Source organism: Geomonas paludis (assembly GCF_014193585.1).
GTDB classification, from domain to species: Bacteria; Desulfobacterota; Desulfuromonadia; order Geobacterales; family Geobacteraceae; genus Geomonas; species Geomonas paludis.
The window spans coordinates 82,211-100,813 of record NZ_BLXY01000009.1; the positions used below are offsets into that span (position 1 = coordinate 82,211).

The 18,603-nt window shown below is 63.0% G+C and carries 14 protein-coding genes; 3 read left to right on the plus strand and 11 right to left on the minus strand.

The window, feature by feature from the left end:
* Nucleotides 1–27: 27 nt before the first annotated feature.
* The 8 genes from H7687_RS16840 to H7687_RS16875 all read right to left on the minus strand — a co-directional run bounded on the left by H7687_RS16840 (nucleotide 28) and on the right by H7687_RS16875 (nucleotide 10,592).
* The gene (locus tag H7687_RS16840; protein ID WP_183349538.1) at nucleotides 28–2,160 is read right to left on the minus strand and encodes an LPS-assembly protein LptD; all 2,133 of its coding nucleotides are present in this window, start codon (nucleotides 2,158–2,160) and stop codon (nucleotides 28–30) included.
* A 148-nt stretch (nucleotides 2,161–2,308) separates the two neighbouring features.
* The gene (locus tag H7687_RS16845; protein ID WP_183349541.1) at nucleotides 2,309–3,583 is read right to left on the minus strand and encodes a bifunctional folylpolyglutamate synthase/dihydrofolate synthase; all 1,275 of its coding nucleotides are present in this window, start codon (nucleotides 3,581–3,583) and stop codon (nucleotides 2,309–2,311) included.
* A 61-nt stretch (nucleotides 3,584–3,644) separates the two neighbouring features.
* Nucleotides 3,645–4,271, minus strand: a complete 627-nt coding sequence (locus H7687_RS16850; protein WP_183349543.1) for a LysE family translocator — start codon at nucleotides 4,269–4,271, stop codon at nucleotides 3,645–3,647.
* Nucleotides 4,272–4,473: 202 nt separating this feature from the next.
* On the minus strand, nucleotides 4,474–5,325 hold the full coding sequence (accD, locus tag H7687_RS16855) for an acetyl-CoA carboxylase, carboxyltransferase subunit beta (RefSeq protein ID WP_183349545.1): 852 nt from the start codon (nucleotides 5,323–5,325) through the stop codon (nucleotides 4,474–4,476).
* Between the two features lie 139 nt (nucleotides 5,326–5,464).
* On the minus strand, nucleotides 5,465–6,265 hold the full coding sequence (gene trpA, locus H7687_RS16860; protein ID WP_183349547.1) for a tryptophan synthase subunit alpha: 801 nt from the start codon (nucleotides 6,263–6,265) through the stop codon (nucleotides 5,465–5,467).
* Between the two features lie 396 nt (nucleotides 6,266–6,661).
* Entirely contained in the window at nucleotides 6,662–8,866 is a 2,205-nt protein-coding gene (locus tag H7687_RS16865) for a methyl-accepting chemotaxis protein (protein ID WP_183349549.1), read from the minus strand.
* 5 nt (nucleotides 8,867–8,871) lie between these two features.
* The gene (locus H7687_RS16870) at nucleotides 8,872–9,231 is read right to left on the minus strand and encodes a cytochrome C (protein ID WP_183349551.1); all 360 of its coding nucleotides are present in this window, start codon (nucleotides 9,229–9,231) and stop codon (nucleotides 8,872–8,874) included.
* A 62-nt stretch (nucleotides 9,232–9,293) separates the two neighbouring features.
* Nucleotides 9,294–10,592, minus strand: coding sequence for a cytochrome C (locus tag H7687_RS16875; RefSeq protein WP_183349553.1), 1,299 nt, complete (start codon nucleotides 10,590–10,592; stop codon nucleotides 9,294–9,296).
* 245 nt (nucleotides 10,593–10,837) lie between these two features.
* Between H7687_RS16875 and H7687_RS16880 the strand changes: the two genes are divergently transcribed.
* The 3 genes from H7687_RS16880 to H7687_RS16890 all read left to right on the plus strand — a co-directional run bounded on the left by H7687_RS16880 (nucleotide 10,838) and on the right by H7687_RS16890 (nucleotide 13,755).
* A complete protein-coding gene (locus tag H7687_RS16880) occupies nucleotides 10,838–12,676 on the plus strand; it encodes a cytochrome C (RefSeq protein ID WP_183349555.1) in 1,839 nt (612 codons plus the stop codon).
* A gap of 9 nt (nucleotides 12,677–12,685) precedes the next feature.
* The gene (locus H7687_RS16885) at nucleotides 12,686–13,216 is read left to right on the plus strand and encodes an epoxyqueuosine reductase QueH (RefSeq protein ID WP_183349557.1); all 531 of its coding nucleotides are present in this window, start codon (nucleotides 12,686–12,688) and stop codon (nucleotides 13,214–13,216) included.
* A gap of 326 nt (nucleotides 13,217–13,542) precedes the next feature.
* Nucleotides 13,543–13,755 carry a DUF2905 domain-containing protein gene (locus H7687_RS16890; protein WP_183349559.1) on the plus strand — a complete coding sequence of 71 codons (213 nt, stop codon included), beginning with the start codon at nucleotides 13,543–13,545 and terminating at the stop codon, nucleotides 13,753–13,755.
* Nucleotides 13,756–13,965: 210 nt separating this feature from the next.
* On the opposite strand, the gene hpnI is transcribed toward H7687_RS16890, so the two are convergent.
* From hpnI to H7687_RS16905, 3 genes are all read right to left on the minus strand, one after another.
* On the minus strand, nucleotides 13,966–15,108 hold the full coding sequence (gene hpnI / locus H7687_RS16895) for a bacteriohopanetetrol glucosamine biosynthesis glycosyltransferase HpnI (RefSeq protein ID WP_183349566.1): 1,143 nt from the start codon (nucleotides 15,106–15,108) through the stop codon (nucleotides 13,966–13,968).
* The gene (gene mnmM / locus H7687_RS16900) at nucleotides 15,108–15,713 is read right to left on the minus strand and encodes a tRNA 5-(aminomethyl)-2-thiouridylate-methyltransferase MnmM (protein WP_183349568.1); all 606 of its coding nucleotides are present in this window, start codon (nucleotides 15,711–15,713) and stop codon (nucleotides 15,108–15,110) included. The genes hpnI and mnmM overlap by 1 nt, the downstream gene beginning before the upstream one ends.
* 87 nt (nucleotides 15,714–15,800) lie before the next feature.
* A complete protein-coding gene (locus H7687_RS16905) occupies nucleotides 15,801–18,449 on the minus strand; it encodes an MMPL family transporter (RefSeq protein ID WP_183349570.1) in 2,649 nt (882 codons plus the stop codon).
* Between the last annotated feature and the right edge of the window lie 154 nt (nucleotides 18,450–18,603).

The window sequence follows — 18,603 nt, forward strand, 5'->3', positions numbered from 1 at the left end:
TCCCCTTCCGGCAGCAGGACACCCCGGTTAGAAGGTCTGGATCGGCCCCAGCGACCCCAGTCCGGCCAGCGAGAAGTTGATGGTGAACTGTTTTTCGCCGCTGACCTGGTGGCTGCTGACCCGGTCCGAGTAGGCGAGGATGACGCTCCAGCACTGCTGCCGGTACTCCAGCGCGTAGCGGGACTCGAGAAAGCCCCCCTTGTCGAAGGAGTAGCGCCCCAAGAGGTCGGCGGTGATCTGACTGGTGAGCGGGAAGGTGACCCCGGCGCCAAGGTAGTTCAACTCGTCGCGGCTGTGCCGATAGGTGAGGCTGGCCTGGTTGCGTCCTTCCCCCTTGACCTGCAGTCCGAGGTTGGCGGTGGAAAGGACGTTGTCGGTCATGTTGTAGCGCCCGTCGACCAAGAGGGAAAGGTCCTTCACCGGGGTGATGACGCTCTCCAGCATCAGGTCGGTGAGGTGGTTCCCCTCGTCCACCAGGGTGAGCAGGTCGCGGCGTTGCCCGGAAAACTGGTACCCCTGGGAAAGCTTCAGGTAGAGGATGTCACGGTACTCGTCAGGCATCCCTTCCCGCACGTACTTCCTGGTGAAGGTATTGGCGACGGACCAGTAGGCGATGCTCTGCCCGAGCACGCGGTCGCCGTAGTCAAAGAAGGGGAGATCCTCGTCGCTGCGCCGCTGCACGTAGTTGTATTGCAGCGAGGGGACCAGCAGGTGCCGTAGCGTCCCGTTGTCGTAGATCCGCTCCAGCGGCAGCGACAGCGCTCCGCCGCCGTCGGCCTGGCCGATCTGGCGCCAGCCGGTCTCCGGGGTGTCGCCGTGGGCGTTGTACAGGCGCTGCTGGAAGGCGCCGAAGAGCGAGAAGTCGATGATCCCGGCGGGCTTGGCGTAGTAGCTGACCCGGGGGTGCAGCACCAGGCGCTGCCCGGTCGGCCCCACCGCGTGCTCGAAGTTGGTCAGGCTGGAATCCATGGACAGGAAGACCGGGCCGACCTTCTCACCCGCGGCGATGAAACCGAAGGTGGGGAGGCGCTGCAGCGTGGCGCGGTTGTTGGGTGCTTCCAGGTCCTGGTCGTAGGTCAGCGCGCCGAACAGGCCGTAGCGCTGCCAGCGGCGGTCGAAGGAGACCGACGACTCCAGGAGCTGGCGGTTGTATTCGCCGGAGAACTCGCCGTAGTCCAGGTAGTACTTGCGGTCCGAGACCAGGTGCACGGTGGAGGCAAGGGTGAGCTCGGGCGTGGGCAATTCCAGGTGCTTTTGCTGCAGCTCCCCGCGGAACTTGGACGCGTTGGTATCGTAGATGCCGAAGGCGCGCAGGCGCCCCTGGCTGTCGTTGGGCCGCAGGTACCGGTAGTCCACGCCGGCGCCGACGCCGCGCGAGCTCTCCAGGTCGAGGTCGAACGTAGCTTCCTGGCTGGGGTCGATGGCCCAGTAGTAGGGCTGGTCCAGGTAAAAGCCCTTCTTCGAGGAGAAGCCGAGCTTGGGGATCATGAGGCCGGACTGCCGTTCGGTGTTGGCCGGGAAGATGAGGTACGGGGTGTAGAAGATCGGAACGTCGTCGACGTAGAAGACGGCGTTTCTGGCGGTGGCGTACTCGTCCAGCGTGACATCCACCTTCTTGGCCTCGAAGCGCCAGCTCGGGTGGTCCCCGTCGCAGGTGGTGAAGATGCCGTGCTCGACGCGGTAGTCCTCGTCGCCGGTCTTCAAAAGGCGCGGGGCGCGCAGCCGGAAGTTGGATTTCTTGATGAAGAGCTCGCCGTTTACCAGTTCCCCTTTTTGCGTGAGCAGGTTCAGGGAGAGCTGCTCTCCCTTCATGGTGTCGCCGCCGCGCTCCAGCAGCACGTCACCTTCGGCCAGGGCGTCCCCGGTCAGGCGACGGTAGATGACGCTGTCTGCCAGCAGGGAAGCGCCGCCTTGCAGGATCTGTACGTTGCCTTCGGCGTTGTAGCTGTCGTTGGGCGTGTCCACGTAGAGGGAATCCGCTTTGAGCGTCACCTCCTTGCCGGGCAGGACCGCCTTTTCGGGGGTGCCCCCATTGTCAGCAGGGGCCGCCTTCTGGGCAGGGGGCGCCTTGCTGAAAGACATGGCGTTGTCCTTGCCGTGAGCAAGGGGCGCCGACAACAGCAGGTATGTAACAAGCCACAAGGCTTTTGCAGGTTTCATTGGACTCCAACCAAATAGTAAGTTTCATCGCTCGGCAGTCGGACCAGTCGGACCATTCGGACCAGTCGGACCAGTCAGACCAGTCAGACCAGTCAGACCAGTCGGACCAGTCGGACCAGTCAGAGTCGGACAGCCGGCCGCAACGCCTTCACCCTCTGAACGGCTCGAAGTTGCGTGACTTGAGGTGGCTGCGGGCCTCGCCGACGGTGAACAGGGAACCGCAAACGAGGATCAGGTCGTCGTCCTGGGCCAGGTTCCGCGCCAACTCGATCCCCTGCGCCACGCTCCCCGCGTCCATCGCCTCGACCCCCGCGCCGAAACAGTAGGTAGCCAGCTCCCCCGCCGGGAGAGCCCGCTCCAGGGCGGGAGCGACGGCAAAAACGCGGTCGGCCAGCGGCAACAGCGGCGCCAGTATCCCGGAGAGTTCCTTGTCGGCCATGACGCCGGCCACCAGGAACAGTTGCCCGCGCGGGATGTCCGCGAGCGCCTCGGCCAGCGCGGCCGCCCCAGCCGGGTTGTGGGCGCCGTCGAGCAAAAGGCGCGGCGGCCCGGGGAAGAATTCCATCCTGCCCGGCCAGCGCGCGTTGGCCACGCCGGCAATCATCGCCTGCGGCGTCACCGGGAAACCCACCGCCCGCAGCAGTTCCGCCGAAGCAAGGGCGAGCGCCGCGTTGCCGCTTTGATAGCGACCGTACAGGCCGCAGGAAAGCGCGTCCAGCGTGACGCCGATGCCGCGGTAGTTGAGCAGGCCGTCCAGCCAGAAGGCGTCGAAGGATTCCCCCTGGCGGTAAAGCGGTGCGTCGAGCTGGGCCGCCTGGTGCTCGATGATGAACTGCGCGTCGCGGTCCTGCCGCGCCGAGAGTATCGGGGCGCCGGGCTTGCAGATCCCCGCCTTCTCCGCCGCGATATCCTCGATAGTTTTACCAAGATAATCGGTGTGTTCCAGGGAGATGGGCGCGATGGCGCAGAGCACCCCCTGCAAGATGTTGGTTGCGTCGAGCCGCCCCCCCATCCCCGCCTCGAAGACGGCAATCTCCACGCCCGCTTCAGCGAAATAGAGGATGGCGAGCGCCGTGACGATCTCGAAGAAGGTGGTTTCCTCGGGCGCGGCAGCCATGACCGCCTCGGCCAGACGCACCACGTCCGCCTCCTCGATTTCGGTCCCGTTGACCTGAATGCGCTCGGTGAAGGAGATCAGGTGCGGGGAGGTGAACAGCCCCACCCGGTACCCGCCGGCTTTGAGGATGGAACAGAGGAAGGAGGCCGTCGACCCCTTGCCGTTGGTGCCGACTACGTGGACTGCCTGGAAGGCGTCCTGCGGGTTGCCCAGCGCGGCAAGCAGGGCCGTGATCCTGTCCAGCCCGGGCTTGATGCCGAAGCGACCCAGGGCGTAGATGTGCGCAAGTGTTTCGGCGTAGGTCATGACAGGCCGGGATTATAGGTAAAGAAGGTGAAAAAGTCCATATTAATCCCGGCCGCGGGAGCTAGCGCTCCGGCCAGGCCAGGCGCAGTCCCAGGGCGATCAGGATGCACCCTGCCCCCTGCCCGATCCGGCTCCCGGCGCCGGTGCTGCGGTTGAGCCAGCGCCCGATTTCGCCGGACAGCAGCGCGACCACGCCGAAGCCGAGCAGGGTCAGTACGACGAAGGTGGTCCCCAGGATCAGCATCTGCATCGGGACGCCGCCGCGGCCCCGGTCCACGAACTGCGGGAAGAAGGCGAGGAAGAAGAGCGCCACCTTGGGGTTCATGATGTTGGCCAGGATGCTCTGCCGGAAGATGACCCGGCTCTGCAGTTGCCCCGCCGCGCCGTCCGGGACCAGCGCTGCGCGGCTTTTCAGCATCTTGTAGCCGATGTACATGAGATAGGCGGCGCCGGCGTAACGGACGCAGGCGAACGCGGTCGCCGAGGAGGTGATCAGGGCGGAGAGGCCGACGATGGCGAAGAAGGTGTGGGCGAAGTTCCCCAGTGCGAAACCGGCCGCGGCGGCCAGCGCCGCCTTCCTCCCCTGGGCCACGCCCCGGGTCATCACGTAGATGATGTCGGGTCCCGGGGTGAAAATGAGCACGGTGGAGGTGACTGCAAACAGGGCCAACTGGGAAAGGGAAACCATGGGAGCTCCGGAGCAGAGTGAGATTAAGATTAAGATAAAGATTAAGACTAAGACAAATATTTAGATTCGACGTCGGCCACAGTGTGACAAAGGTGAAGTCGTACCCCTAAAAAGAAAGGTTAAGACAGCAAGGGAATCCTCTCCGCTGTCTTAACCTTTCAAATACCAGAGCTAAGTCTTAATCTTAGTCTTAGTCTAAGTCTTAAGCTGCTTTGTAAAGCATCTTGAGGATGCTGGAGAGCTGCGACTTCATCTTGGCGCGCTCCACGATGACATCCACCATGCCGTGGTCGAGCAGGTACTCGGAGCGCTGGAAGCCCTGGGGGAGCTTCTGGCGGATGGTCTGTTCGATGACGCGGGGACCGGCAAAGCCGATCAGCGCCTTGGGCTCGGCCATGTTGACGTCGCCCAGCATCGCGAAGCTGGCGGTGACGCCACCGGTGGTCGGGTCGGTCAGGATGGAGACGAAGGGGAGCCCGGCCTCGCGCAGTTTGGCCAGCGCGGCCGAGGTCTTGGCCATCTGCATGAGCGACAGGATGCTCTCCTGCATCCTGGCGCCGCCGGAGGCGGATACGATGATGCACGGGGTGCCCTGCTCCAGGGCGCGCTCGATGCCGCGGGTGATCTTCTCGCCCACCACGCTGCCCATGGAACCGCCCATGAAGGCGAAGTCGAAGACGCAGATCTGCACCGGGGTGCCTTCGATCTTGCCGGAACCGCACACGATGGCGTCCTTGCTGCCGCCCTTGGCCACGGCCTGGTCGATGCGGTCCTGGTAGCTCTTGCTGTCCTTGAATTCGAGGAAGTCGACGGAGACCATGCCGGCGTCGAACTCGGTGAAGGTCCCCTCGTCGATGAGCAGCTCGATCCTCTTCTTGGTGGAGATGCGGTAGTGATGACCGCACTTCGGGCAGACGTTCAGATTGCTCTCGATATCCTTCGTGTAGATGGTCTCGCTGCAGCTGACGCACTTCGTCCAGAGCCCTTCCGGAACCTTTACCTTGTGCTCACCAGCCTTCGCCATCGGCGGATTATCCCTTTTGAACCAAGCCATATGTGCCCTCTTTTGGGGAAAGCCCCAAGCTGTTTTATTAAGACGTAAATCAGCGCTGTTTCTTAGCAGATCGAACCTGCTATGTCAAACAAAACGGTGCGGCCTGTCCGCTAAACTTTTGAAAGTAAGGGGATTATTTCTACGCCCCCTGCAACACCCCTTGTTTTAAAGCGGAGACGAAGGCAGAGACTTCCTTCAGCAGTTCCTCGCCCTGGTACTTCTCGAAATACTTTACCAGGGCGCTTCCCACCACCACGCCGTCGGCGACCCGCGCCACCTGGCCGGCCTGCTCTGGGGTGGAGATGCCGAAGCCCACCACGAGGGGGAGATCCAGCGCATTGCGCACTTCGGTAACGCGATCGGCAAGCGTATCGGCAACCGCCGTCCTTGCGCCGGTGACGCCGGTAACGGAGACATAGTAGATGAAGCCGGAGCCCTGGCGGGCTACGGAATCGACGCGCGAGGCGTCGGAGGTGGGGGTCAGCAGGAAGATCAGGTCCAACCCGCAGCGGTCGGTATGCTCTTTGAGCTCGGCCGCCTCCTCGGGGGGAAGATCGACCACCAGCAGGGCGTCCACGCCGGCCTTGGCGGCATCGCAGGCGAAGCGCTCGGCGCCGTAGGCGAAGATCGGGTTGAAGTACCCCATGAGGACGATGGGGATCTGGGTGCGGCTCCTGAGCCGGGTCACCAGTTCCAGGATGCCGGGCAGGGTAGTACCCGCCGCCAGTGCGCGATCGGAGGAGAGCTGGATGGTCGGTCCGTCGGCCATGGGATCGGAGAAGGGGACCCCCAGCTCGATCAGGTCGGCGCCCGCCTTTTCCAGTGCCAGGACGACCTGCTCGGTGCTGGCGAGGTCGGGGTCGCCGGCGGTGACGAAGGTAACCAGCGCCTTTTCCCCGCGGGCTTTCAATGCTGCGAATCTATCGGCAATCCTGCTCATGGTGACTCCTTAACAACCGTTCTACGTTCTACGTTCTACGTTCTACGTTCTACGTTCTACGTAAAACGTAAAACGTAAAACACGTAAAACGTTGCTATTACGTCCCCCCCTTCGCGAAGGGGGGACAGGGGGGATTTAGCCGGGGAAGCCACAGCATCCCGGAAGGAGGGGACTGGCTCCGCCAGGTGCCTGTCCCCTTATTGCCTCGCCAGGTGCCCTGTCCCCTTACTGCTTGGGGAAGTAGGCTGAGCGGAAAGAAGCGTCCCGCTAGAGGGACAGGCACCTGACGGAGCCTGTCCCTTCCGCCAAGCCCGGCCTCCCCTTATAACAAAAAAAGTCCCCCTCGGGGAGAGGGGGATTTGGTCGGTACTGCAAAAAAAGTTCGCTGTGCGCGTGCTAGATCTTGAACGCGTCCATTTCCTGCTTCAGCAACTCGGTCTGGCGGAAGAGCTTGTACACCGCTTCGTCCATGACACGGGTCGCCTCGAGGTTGGCGTCGGTGGCCTCCTGGATGTCCTCGACCGACATGACGATCTGCTCGGAGCCGCGGGTCTGCTCGTCGCAGGCGCGCTTGATGTGGCGGATCATCTCGGTGATGCTCTCCGTGGACTGGGCGATCAGGTTGCCCACCTTGTTCTGCTCGCGGGTGGAGGAAAGCACCTGGGAGGTCAGGCTCTTCATGTTCTCGACCGCGGCCATGATCAGCTCGCTCCCCTGCCCCTGCTCCCGGGTCGCCTTGGCGATCTGGGCCACCATCTCGGAGACCTGCTCCATGGCCTCGCGGATCATCTGGCTCCCCTTGGCCTGCTCGACCGTGGTGCGAGCGATCTCGCTCACCTGGGCGGTCGCCTCGGTGACGCCGACCACGATCTTGGTCAGCGCCTCGCCCGATTTCTGCGACAGCAGTTCGCCGTCGGCGATGGAGCGTTCCGCCTGGTCGATCGCCTCGACGGCGCGCTGGGTTTCTTCCTGCACGCCGCGGATCACCTGGGATATCTCGCGGGTGGAACTGGAGGTACGCTCTGCCAGTTCCTTGATCTCGTCGGCCACCACGGCGAAGCCCTTGCCGTGTTCGCCGGCCTGGGCCGCAATGATGGCGGCATTCAGCGCCAAGAGGTTGGTCTGCTCGGCCACCTCGTCGATGACCGAGAGGATGTCGCCGATGTCGGCGGCCCGCTCGGAGAGGGTGGCGACGACCTCGCTGGTGATCTGGGAGGCGCGCTTGATCTCCTGCATGCCGTTGATGACGGCGTCGACCGCCTCGCGCCCGGTCTCGGCGTCGATACGGACCGCCTTGGAGATGGCGGCGGTCTCGTTGGCGTTTCTTTCCACCTGCTTGATGGAGCTGTCCATCTCCATCACGGAAGAGGCGGTGGCGGTGGATACTTCCATGAGGCTCACCACGCCGTTGCCGACCTGCTTGATGGATGCCCCCATCTCGACGATGGAGGAGCTGACCTCGTTCACCGACAGGGCCAGGTTCTCCATGTTCTGCACCACCTCTTCGACGCTGGAGGCCATCTCCAGGATGGAAGAGGAGCTCTCGGAGGCGGAAATGGAGAGGGAATCAACCCCCTGGGCCACCCCCTTCACCGAGGTGTTGATCTGTACGATGGCAGCCGAGGTCTTGGAGACGCTCTCGGCCTGGGTCTTGGCGGAGGCGACCACGGAGTGGGAGGCCTTGGCCATGGTATCGGAGATGCCGGCCAGCTCGTTGGAGGAGCGGGAAACCTTGCCGATCATCCCGGAGAGCTTGCCGACCATCTCGTTGAAGTCGCTCCCCAGCTTGCCGATCTCGTCGTGGTTCGCCATCTCGACCCGTGCGGTGAGATCGCCCTCCGAGCCCCTGTCGACGGCCTCGGCCATCACCGAGAGGCGGGAAACGATGTTGCGCGTGATGAGCAGGCCCAGCAGGACCGCCAGGGCCACCGCCACCAGGATGACAGCTGCGAAGGTAATCCCGGCCGACTGCTGGATGTCGCTGACCTGCTTGTTCGCCGCCGTCATCCGGTTGCCGACCTCGACCAGGATATCGTCCAGGGCCTCCTTGGCCTTGTCGTTGGCGGTGGCGATGTCCTCGTTGGCAAGCTGGTTCAGGCGCTGGTCGGCCAGGGCATCCTTGGCCGCCTGGCTCATCACCCCGGGGGGAACCCCCTTCATGAGCGTCTGCTTGCGCGCGACCAGTTCGTCGGCAACCTTCTCGAACTCGGACCAGCTCGCCAGGAACTGACGGGTCCTCTGCTCGACCACGCTCCCCTTGGCCACCGGGAGCACGCCCAGCTTCTTGTTCCCTTCCAGGATGATCTGCGCCTGGCTGAGCAGGGTGTCCCGCTTCATCTGGTAGTCGTCGATGTACTCCTGGAGCTTCTCCGGGTCGTTGGGGACCAGGGCCGCCTGCATCAGGCTCACGTGGCAGTACTTCTGGGTCACTCCCATGAGGAGCACCAGCTTTTGCTGCTTGGCGAGCTGCTCGAGGATGTTCTGGATCTGGCCGCCGACCCTCTTGATGTTGAGGGCGCCGAAACCGCCGGTGAAAGCGACCAACAAGGCCATGATCAGGAACGACCCGATCAGGCGGGTACGCAAGGTCAGGTCTTTCATTATGATTACTTCTCCGCTTCAGAGAGGAGGTAGTTCATCAGGTCCACGGACGCCTTGACTTCGGCCTTGCTCATGTTGGAGTCCGGCTTCCTGAGCATCTTGATGCCGTAGGCCTTGGTGGCGTTGCGGTCGAAGGGCTGCCCGGAGATGGGCGCGACACCGGTCTGGATGGCGACGATGGTGCGCTCCATGGTGTGACATTTTACACACTTCACACGCATGATCTCGTAGTTGGCTTTCATGGCCGGCGGGAAGTTGCTGGAATCGAGACGCATGGCGTCGCCTTTGCCGACAACCTTGAGACCGGCATGGGCGGTGGCAGCGGTTGCTGCGACAAGGAGCATGGTAACCAGGAGCTTCTTCATAGTACGTCCTCCAAATTTTGTCGGCGGCGGCCGCCGCCGTTTGGGCATGTCCGGGCCGTCAGCTACATGCTGAAGGCGATGGAAGCAAAGGCGATGTTGCCCGTTCCTTCCGGGGCAATGCTGTGTGTGTATTCAACCGACATCCGCACGTTTTGCAGCGGAGCGTAGGCGATGGCCGGGGTCAGGCGTTTGATGGTGCCGTCGCCGGCGTTCAGGTATTCGTAGCGGAAGAGCGGGACGAGGTTCACCGGCGCCCCCAGGTAGTACTCGGCCTCGAGGGTGTAGGCCTTGCTGTCGACGGGCGCCTTGAAGAATCCGAATACCGGGTTGGAATCGCGACCGAAGCTGCCGCTTCCCTTGAGGTGCAGGCGCTGGTAAAGGATGTCGGCCTCCGCACCGATCCTCCTGAAGTTGTTCAGGTTCTGCGCCACGCCGTTGGCGTCGAACTCGCCGTTTTGCCCCCAATAGCCAAAGGCGCCCAGGGTAACGCTCAGGTAATCCCACAGGCTATCCTTCTCCAGATCGACTTCCGGCTCCTGTCCCTTGAAGTCGGTCCCGCCGATCTTCAGGGAGATGTGCCCGTAGCCGTCTTCCCGGTCCTGGCCGTTGCGATCCACGACACCCCCGGCAACGAAGACGCGGTTGCCCAGCAGGGCGTTCAGCTCCACTCCATCCTCGGTGGCATCGCTGCTGAAAGGAGAGGCGCCGACGCGATAGGTGGTGGACGCATAGGACGGGACCGGCAGGATGCGGTTACTCTTCTTCCACAGCGAAAGTTTCGGCTCGAAGCGCCCCACCTTCGCGTTGACCGGGGAGCCCAGGGCCTGGCGCCAGACCAGGAACAGCTCGTCCAGGTCGGGGTCGTTGCTGGGAGGAACGTTGGTGTTGTTGGCGGGATTGGCGAGCGCGGAGGCGCGCTGCATCCCCTGGGAGTAAAGATTGTAGGTGGCGAAGAAACCGAACATGTCCCGGAAGGAGCCGCCGGCCTGCAGCGTTACCGACCTGGTGGACAGGTCGAGCTTGTTGCCGTCCGCGGCATCCTCGTCATAGGCGAGGTCGGCGCTCGCGGTAAGCGACAGCGGTATCTGCTGGGGCAGGCCGGAGATGATGGACCACTCGTTGCCAGGCTCGGCAGCTTTAGCCCCCGCCCCATCCTTCTTGTGCGGGTAAACGTAACCGTTTTTCAGGAAGGCGTCGCCGAACTCGTTGAGCTCGGGGTAGATGGTGTGACAGGTGGAACATTCGGTCTTGTGCTGCCGGCTGAAAGCCGGGATTGCGCTTGCCGTGCCCGGGGCCAGCAGAGGCGCACAGGTGATACCGAGAAGGAACATGACCGCTACAGTATTCTTTTTGAGAAACATTTTTGTCCTCCTGCACTGCAATCAGCGATAAAATTAGATTTAATTAATACTATTAGCAGGCCTCAATCCCTCGCCAAATGCGTACTTGACGCAATTGGACTGATGATTAATACAATATTGCAGAAGTGAAGTCAACTTAACAAAAAGCGCATCGCGGCCGCTGTGAGCTAACACTCATTTTTCTCTACTTTTTTGCTCTAGAAAATGCTATAAGGTAGCGTCTCAAATCTCAGGGAGGGCCTGCTATGCTGCTAAAAAGCCTTGTTTTCCTCATTCTCACAACGCTCCTCGTAGCGGGGTGCGGAGGCGGTTCCACCAACAACGCCACTGGTGTCTCGAAGCTGGCCCAGTCCCAGAAGTGCATGGATGCAAGCTGTCACGCAGGCTCCGTTTCGCCGGGAACCGGCGCATTGATCGTGCAGGAGTGGAAAAATTCCACGCACAACCTCAACAACGGTGCTGGATGCGCCGACTGTCACGAGCCCCACCCCGGCCACCCGGAATCCTGTGCCAAATGTCACGGGGGAGGAAGCGGCGTGGCGACGCAGAATCCGGATGCCGCCCACAAGTGCAACAAGTGCCACGGTCTCTCCCATCCCGACGACATCCAGGTCAGGCTCGCACCGCAGCACTTTGGCAACATGACGGCAAGCATCAACAACAGCACCTACCGCGCCTCGTACCTGAGCTCCAACTACGTCGGCAACTGCCGCAAGTGCCATAACCCGCACGACCCGACCTCGGCGATGGCGGCCAATGCTGAGTGGGCCGAGTCCGGGCACGGCGACGTCATCGCCGGCGCGAGAACCCGCTACGAATTCAAGACCCGCGGCAGCTACGAACCGGTCAACAAGACCTTCCAGTACTACTGCGTTCGTTGCCACACCTCCACCGGCTATATCAACTTCGTCACCAGCGGCTTCTCCGACATCAGACCTTTTGCGGGTCCGGGATACGCGGTGGTGCAGAACTACCCGGTCAAGGTGGCAGCCGGCGCCGCGCAGCCTGCGGATGCCCCCTCCCCGGACAAGACCAAAGAGGTCACCGCCTGCAACGTCTGCCACGACAACGGCGCCGGGCGGGCCTACAACTGGGCCACCCGTGCGGTACCTGCCTACCGTGGCTATTACAACTTCTCGTCGGCCAACAGCTCACCCACGGTGAAGCTCAACGACAAGGTCACCGTCTATCCCAATCTCAACGACTCCAACGTCTGCATCCCCTGCCATTCCGGCCGCGGCGTAGGCACCATGATCAATGACGCGCAGGCTGCCGGGATGGACTTCAGCAACACCACCGCACCGGGAGCACACGACCGCGCCGCAGCAACACTTATCTTCGAGACCGGTGGCTACGAGTTCCCCGGCAGGAACTATGTCCCGACCAGGTTCCTCCACGGCAGCATCGGCTTGGCGAACACGCGCGGAACCGGCTACGCTGGCCCCTGCGCCACCTGCCACATGAAAACACCGACTCCGCACGGCTTCTTGCCCGTGACCAAAGACAGCACCGGCAAGATAGCTTCCATCGTCAGCACCGCGTGTGCCCACTGCCACACCGGCGACCCGGTGCAGTTGACTGCCACGACCCTGCAGACCGAGAAGGACGGCTACGCCGCGGCCATCGCCATGCTGAACGTGCTGAAGACGGATTCCACGCTGCCGGTTAACCCCCTCAACCCCACGCGCTCCAAGGTGCGTCCTTTGGCGAACAGGAACTCCGACTACAACGCGGCCTTCCCCGGCGGCGGCGCGAACACCATGGGGGCGTTCTTCAACTCGAGCCTGTTGCAAAACGATCCCGGCGCTTTCGCGCACAACCACCAGTACGTGAAGCGGCTCATCTACGACTCCATGGACTGGCTGAACAACGGGGTGCTCGACAACGACGTCGAAGCAGCCATCAACAACGCGACCCTGGCGGTGAACAGCAACACCGGCAAGGTTTCGCTCAGCAACCCCATCATGGGCGGGTCGTACATTACGGCCCAGGTGCCCGGCGTCGCATACGCGGCGGCCTTCGCCCAGGTGAAGGCGGATGCCATCACCTGGCTGTTGGGCGGCCCCGGCGGGGGGCGCCCGTAAGGGAAGAGCATGAAGATCCTGCTGCACATCTGCTGCGCGCCCTGTGCCATCTACCCGGTGAAGGAGTTGAGATCCGCCGGGCTGGATGTCACGGGGCTCTTCTTCAACCACAACATCCACCCGTACACCGAGTACAAGCTGCGCATGGAGGCGCTGAAGACCTACGCCAAGCTGGTGGAGTTGGAGGTGCACTACCGGGAGGAGTACCTCCTGGAGGAATTTCTGACCAACGTGGCCGGCGAGCCCCAGGGGCGCTGCGCCTACTGCTACCGCTCCCGCCTGGAGGAGACCGCACGCACCGCGGCAGAAATGGGTTTCAAGAGGTTCACCTCCACCCTGCTCTACAGCCGCTATCAAAACCAGCAGTTGATCCGCGAGTTCGGTGTTAAACTTGGCGAGCGCTACGGCGTGGAATTCCATTACGAGGATTTCCGTACCGGTTGGCAGGAGGGGATCAACCTCTCCAAGGAGATGGGGCTGTACCGCCAGAAGTACTGCGGCTGCATCTACAGCGAGAAAGAGCGCTACGTCAGGAAGTAACTGAGCCAGGCGAAATGAAAAAGGGGGACTGGCTCCGCAAGGTGCCTGTCCCCTTTTTGCATTTCGCCCCGACAATGCTGCACGAGACGGTCTGTAGGGGCAAATAATCATTTGCCCAGCCGCTCGTGCCCCTCTTGAGCTGTGGCACAATAGACGCTGCGGCACCGGAGGTGTTACCCTCGCCCTCCGGGAGAGGGTGCCCGCAGGGCGGGTGAGGGCAATGCCACGAAGATGGAAAGGTGCCCAAGCTATGCCCTCACCACGCCCCTCTCCCAATGGTAGACGGAGGGTGAACCACAAACCTGACGACACGCACGAGGACTACAATGCCATCCTTCGGCAAATCTCTCATCATCCTGGGTCTGATCATCGCCGCCGTCGGCGTCCTCTTCACCCTCGCCGGCCGCATCCCGTGGCTGGGGCGTCTACCCGGCGACATCTACGTGAAGAAGGAAAACTTCACCTTCTACTTCCCGCTCGCCACCAGCATCATCATCTCCCTGGTGCTCTCCCTCATCCTCTGGCTGTTCCGCAGATAAGCAGAAGAGCTTTTAAAAGCCGTTACGCAAAGAACGCCGAGTATCCGCGAAGAACGCAAAGAAGGCTTTGGGGTTAAACCAGAAACAACGGCACCCCCCCAAAAACACCAAAGTCGACCCCAAAGGGGAACCTCGCCCTAGCGCCCCACATAGCGTTCTTCGCGCATACTTTCTGTCGGTACTTTGCGTAACTGCTTTTCCGGCTTTCCTTCATCTGCCCATCTCCACAATCTTCCCCCCCTTCTCCAAGAGGAACAGGTCCCCGCGCCAGCGCACCCGGTTGCCGATGAGCGACAGCCCCCAGACCCCGAAGGAAAGCGCGTCCCGCAAGGGGAGAAGCCAGAGCCAGCGCGGCAGGAGCCGATCCTTGACCAGCAGCTGGCTGTAGGTGGTGCAGACAGTCGACCGCACCAGGTAGAGCAGCGCCGCGGCGCCCCATCCCGCCGCAGAGAATCCCGAGATGAGCAGCGCGAGGAGCGCCCCCGGAAACGGCAGCGTGATCCCCGAAGCGAGATACCCGCCCGGGCGGGAGACGCGCATGGTGCGCCCCCAGCGCAGTTGCCGTGACAACAGTTCCGAGAGCTTCTCGTCCCCGCGCATCATGCTCTCAACGAAGTACGGCGAGAGCTCCAGCCGGTAGCCGGCCCTGTGGATCATGTTGCCCAACTGGTAGTCGTCGGCGAGGTAATCGACCAGCGCCTCGAATCCCCCGATTCCCTCCAGTGCCTCCCGGCGCACCGCCATCGATGCCCCGAGGGCGAAGGAAAGCCCCTCCAGTTTCAGCGCCGCCATCACGTTGGGTATCATCTCGCAGCAAAAACCCAGCGCCTCGACGGCGCAGCCGGTGCCCTGCACCTCAGAGCTGCGGTACAGCGAGGTGACCAGCCCCACCTCGGGATCGGCAAAGGGGGCACAGACCTGGCGCAGATACTGCTCCCCCACCCTGATATCGCTGTCGCAGACCACCAGGAGCGGGTGCTTCGCCCTGGCGTAGGCATGCATCAGGTTGCAGACCTTGTAGTTGGCACCGTGAATGGCGGGATCGACCACCAGCTCGATATCCGTCTCCGGATAACGCCGCATCAGCTCCCTGATGATGGGGAGCACGGGATCCTCGTGCGAGGCGACGGCGAAGACGATCTGGTAACAGGGGTAGTCCTGGCGGCAGAACGAGGCGAAGTTCTCGAAGCTGTCGCCGTCCACGCCCCGCACCGGCTTCAGGATGGAAACCGGCGGCGCGTGGTCGGCAAGGGGTGCAGGCGCGGCGAAGAAACTGCGGCCGCAGTAGAGCGTGATGGCGGCGTAGGCCAGGGCAGGTGTGACGGCAAGGAACGGGAGGGCTTCGCGCAGCATCAGCGGATCCTTTCGATGAGCACCAGGTACGGTGCCGTGTCGGGGCGGTTCAGTTGCCGGTGGCGCCAGACGTTGAACCTTCCCGGGTGCAGCGCGGCGGCCCAGCCCTCGACGGCGGCCGCCTCCTCCGGGCCGCCGGCATGGCCGGTGTAGAGGGCGATGGTGACGATGCCGCCCGGCGCGAGCAGTTGCGCCGCCTGTCCCAACGCGGAGACGGTATTGGCCGGGTCGGTGATGAGGGAGGTGTCGCCTCCGGGAAGGTAGCCCAAGTTGAACGCAGCCGCCGTGATTCCCTGCGGCACGAACTCCGCCACCCGCTCGTGTCCCGCCTCGACGAGCCGCACCTGCGCCAGACTCCCTTCCCGCTCAAGGAGATTGCGCGTGGCGGCGATGGCGCGCGGCTGGACGTCGAAGGCCCAGACCGTCCCCCCCTCCCCGACCAGTTGCGCGAGCAGGAGGGTGTCGAGACCGTTGCCGCAGGTCGCGTCCAGCGCCAGGTCTCCCGGGCGTACCCGCTCCCTCAGGAAGTAGTGCGACAGCGGCACCGCCCCGCGCAAAGATTCAGCCTTGTTGCCAGCCTTGCCCAATTGCCCCCCAAACGACATAATCCCCCTCGCCCTCCGGGAGAGGGGTTAATAGAAAAGAACTTCTCAGATTTCCTCAGATTCTCTCCGTGGCCAATGGTTCTGGCTTTATTTCTTCGCAGCCAGGTTCAGCACCGCCGGCAGCGTGACCATGAAGGCGATCTGGCAGGCGACCATCCCCAGCGACATCACCGCGCCGATGCTGAACACCCCCTGGTGCCGCGCCACCATGAGCGCCCCGAAGCTGGCCATGATGGTGAGCGTGTTCAACAACACACCGACGCCGGTGGAACTGAGGATCACACCCGCAGCGCTCCCCTCCTCGCGCCGGTACCGGTTGATGATGTAGATCCCGGAGTCGACGGCGATACCCAACACCAGCGGCAGCACGATGATGTTGGCTGAGTTGAAGCTGATGCCGAAGAGCCACATGCCGCTCACCATGAAGAGCAGTCCCACCAGCAGCGGCACCAGCCCGATCAGCGCGAACTTGAAACTCCGGAACGCGAACAGGAGAATGCCGACGATGGCGACGAAGGCGTAGATGAAGGCGAGGCGATAGGAGTCGCGCATGATGGTCATGGACTCGTAGACCATCACCGGTTCCCCGGTGGCGTGCGGGTCGACGCTTCGCACCTCGTCGATGAAGGCCTTGAGCGGCTCGCGGTTGAAGATCTCCCCCTTGGGGGCAACCTGCAGCATCAGCTTGCCGGTCTTGCCAACGAACCGGGAACGAAGTTCCCTGGGGACGTCCGCCTCGGTTACCGGCCTGGCCGCGAGACTCTGCTTGAGGAGCTCGATCTTGGCCGGGAGTTCCTTGAACATCCCGCCCTGGAAATCCTGGAGCATCCCCACCGCGTTCTTGTCCCGCTCCTTTTCCAGCCCGGCGAAGAACTTGTCCAGGGTCGCCACGAAGGAGGCCGCCTGTTTCGCCTCCGGGCGCCGCTCCTTCTCCAGCCGCTCCTTGAGCGCGACCGCGGCGTTTCTGAACGCCTCGAACACCTTGGGCAGCTCCATGAGCGAGAGGCTTTCCTCGTAGGGGACGGGCTTCACGTCGGCGAGCTCGCGCTGCAGCGCGGCCAGTTCGGCCAGCTTCTCCTGCTGGTGGTCCGGCACGAGGGTGTTCAGGCTCACCACGTGGTCCACGCTCGGCAGCCGCTCCAGCCTGGCCGTCTTCGCCTGGGCATCCGCTGCGTTATCGGCCATTACCACCGCGAAGTAGCCGCTGTTCTCCTTGCTTCTCATCAGCTTGTAGGCATAGGTGACCGACTCCAGTCCTTTGGCCTGCAGGTTCATCAGGTTGTAGTCGAAGGAGACCCGTGACAGGGGATAGAGCGAGGCGACGCACAGCACCAGGGTCAGGGCGATGACCAGCTTGGGACGGCCGAAGAGCAGCCGGGACAGCACCCCGTGCTCGCTCAGGCGCGCCTCCGTGGCGCGGGTCCGGGTCTTGCGGTAACGGGCGAGCAGCACCAGCAAAGCGGGGAGCACGGTGAAGGTGACCAGGACGCAGATGACGACCCCGCCGGCGGCGATGATGCCCAACTCGGCGATGCCGCGGAAGTCGGTGAAGACGAAGGTGAGGAAAGCGGCGGCGACGGTGGCCGCGGCCATGACGATGGCCCAGACGTTCCTGGTCAACCCCGTTTCCAGGGCGATCATCTCCCCCGCCCCCAGGCGCAGTTCCTCCTGGTAGCGCAGCACCACCTGGATGCCGTACTCGATGCCGATGCCGATCAGCATGACGGCAAACACCATGGAAAGTATGTTCAGGTGCCCTACGGCGACGGTGGCGAAACCGAACGAGAGGGAGATGGCAACCAGGAGCGAAACCATGGCGGCAAAGACGTTGAGCACTCCGCGGAAGGCGAAGAGAAGCAGGACCACCGTCAGCACCAGGGAGACCACGGTCGCCAGCGTGATGTCCTTCTCGCTGGTGGTCATCTCCTCGTGTTCGAGGACCGGGGTCCCGGTGAGCCCCACGCTGATCCCCTTGTACTCGGGCAGCGCCTTCAGGCGGGCCACCTCGCCGCGGACCACGGCTATCGCCGCCTTGGCGGGGACGAATCCCGCCATGTCCCGCACCGGGAGCGCGGTCAGTATCTGCTGACGGCCGGCGCGGGCGAAGGCGGAATCGGGATTCATGAAGACGCTTTCCATCGAGGGGACGCTCCCCTTCCCGGTACCGAAGCTGGTGAAGCCGGCGCCCAGCTTGTCCAGCATGAACATGATACCCGGCAGCTCCCTCTCGTCGCCGGCCAGGTAGCGATCGATGCTCCCGGTCATGTACGTGAAAAGGGTCTGCACCGAGGGGGAGGCCGACAGCGCCCGCAGGGCGGGGGCCGCCAGGGTGAGGTTGCGGCGCAGTTCCTTGATCTCGTCCAGGGACATGAACAACAGGCCGTTGTCCCGGAAAAACGGGAGCGCGAAGGGATAGAAGACGTCGGAGAAGTGCCCCTTGTCCTTGGCGAGCGCATCGTGCAGCCGGCTGCCGAACTCTCCCACCTTGTCGGCATCCTGCCCCTCGATCACCACCACGATGTCCTCCATGCTGCCGAACTCGGCACGGAAGGCGCGGTAGTCGCGGTTGAAGGAGGTGTTCTGCGGCATCAGGTCGTCCCGCCCGGTGAGAAACTCCATGCGCTGCGCAGTGAGCCAGATGGAGAGGACGGAGAACAGCAGCGCGAGGGCCAGCACCAGCCAGGGGCGGCGCGCCGCGAGGGTGAACAGGATGCTCGTTTTGGGGGCTTCATTCATAGGATCATTGACCTTTTCCGCACAGAAAATTAAGCCTCTGCAACCTAGCACACACCGTCGCCACAATCAACTGCACCGAGCAAAATCCTTGTTTTCATTAAGAAAAAAAACGAACATCAGGAAAAAACAGTGTACCTTTTGTCAAATCCATGGT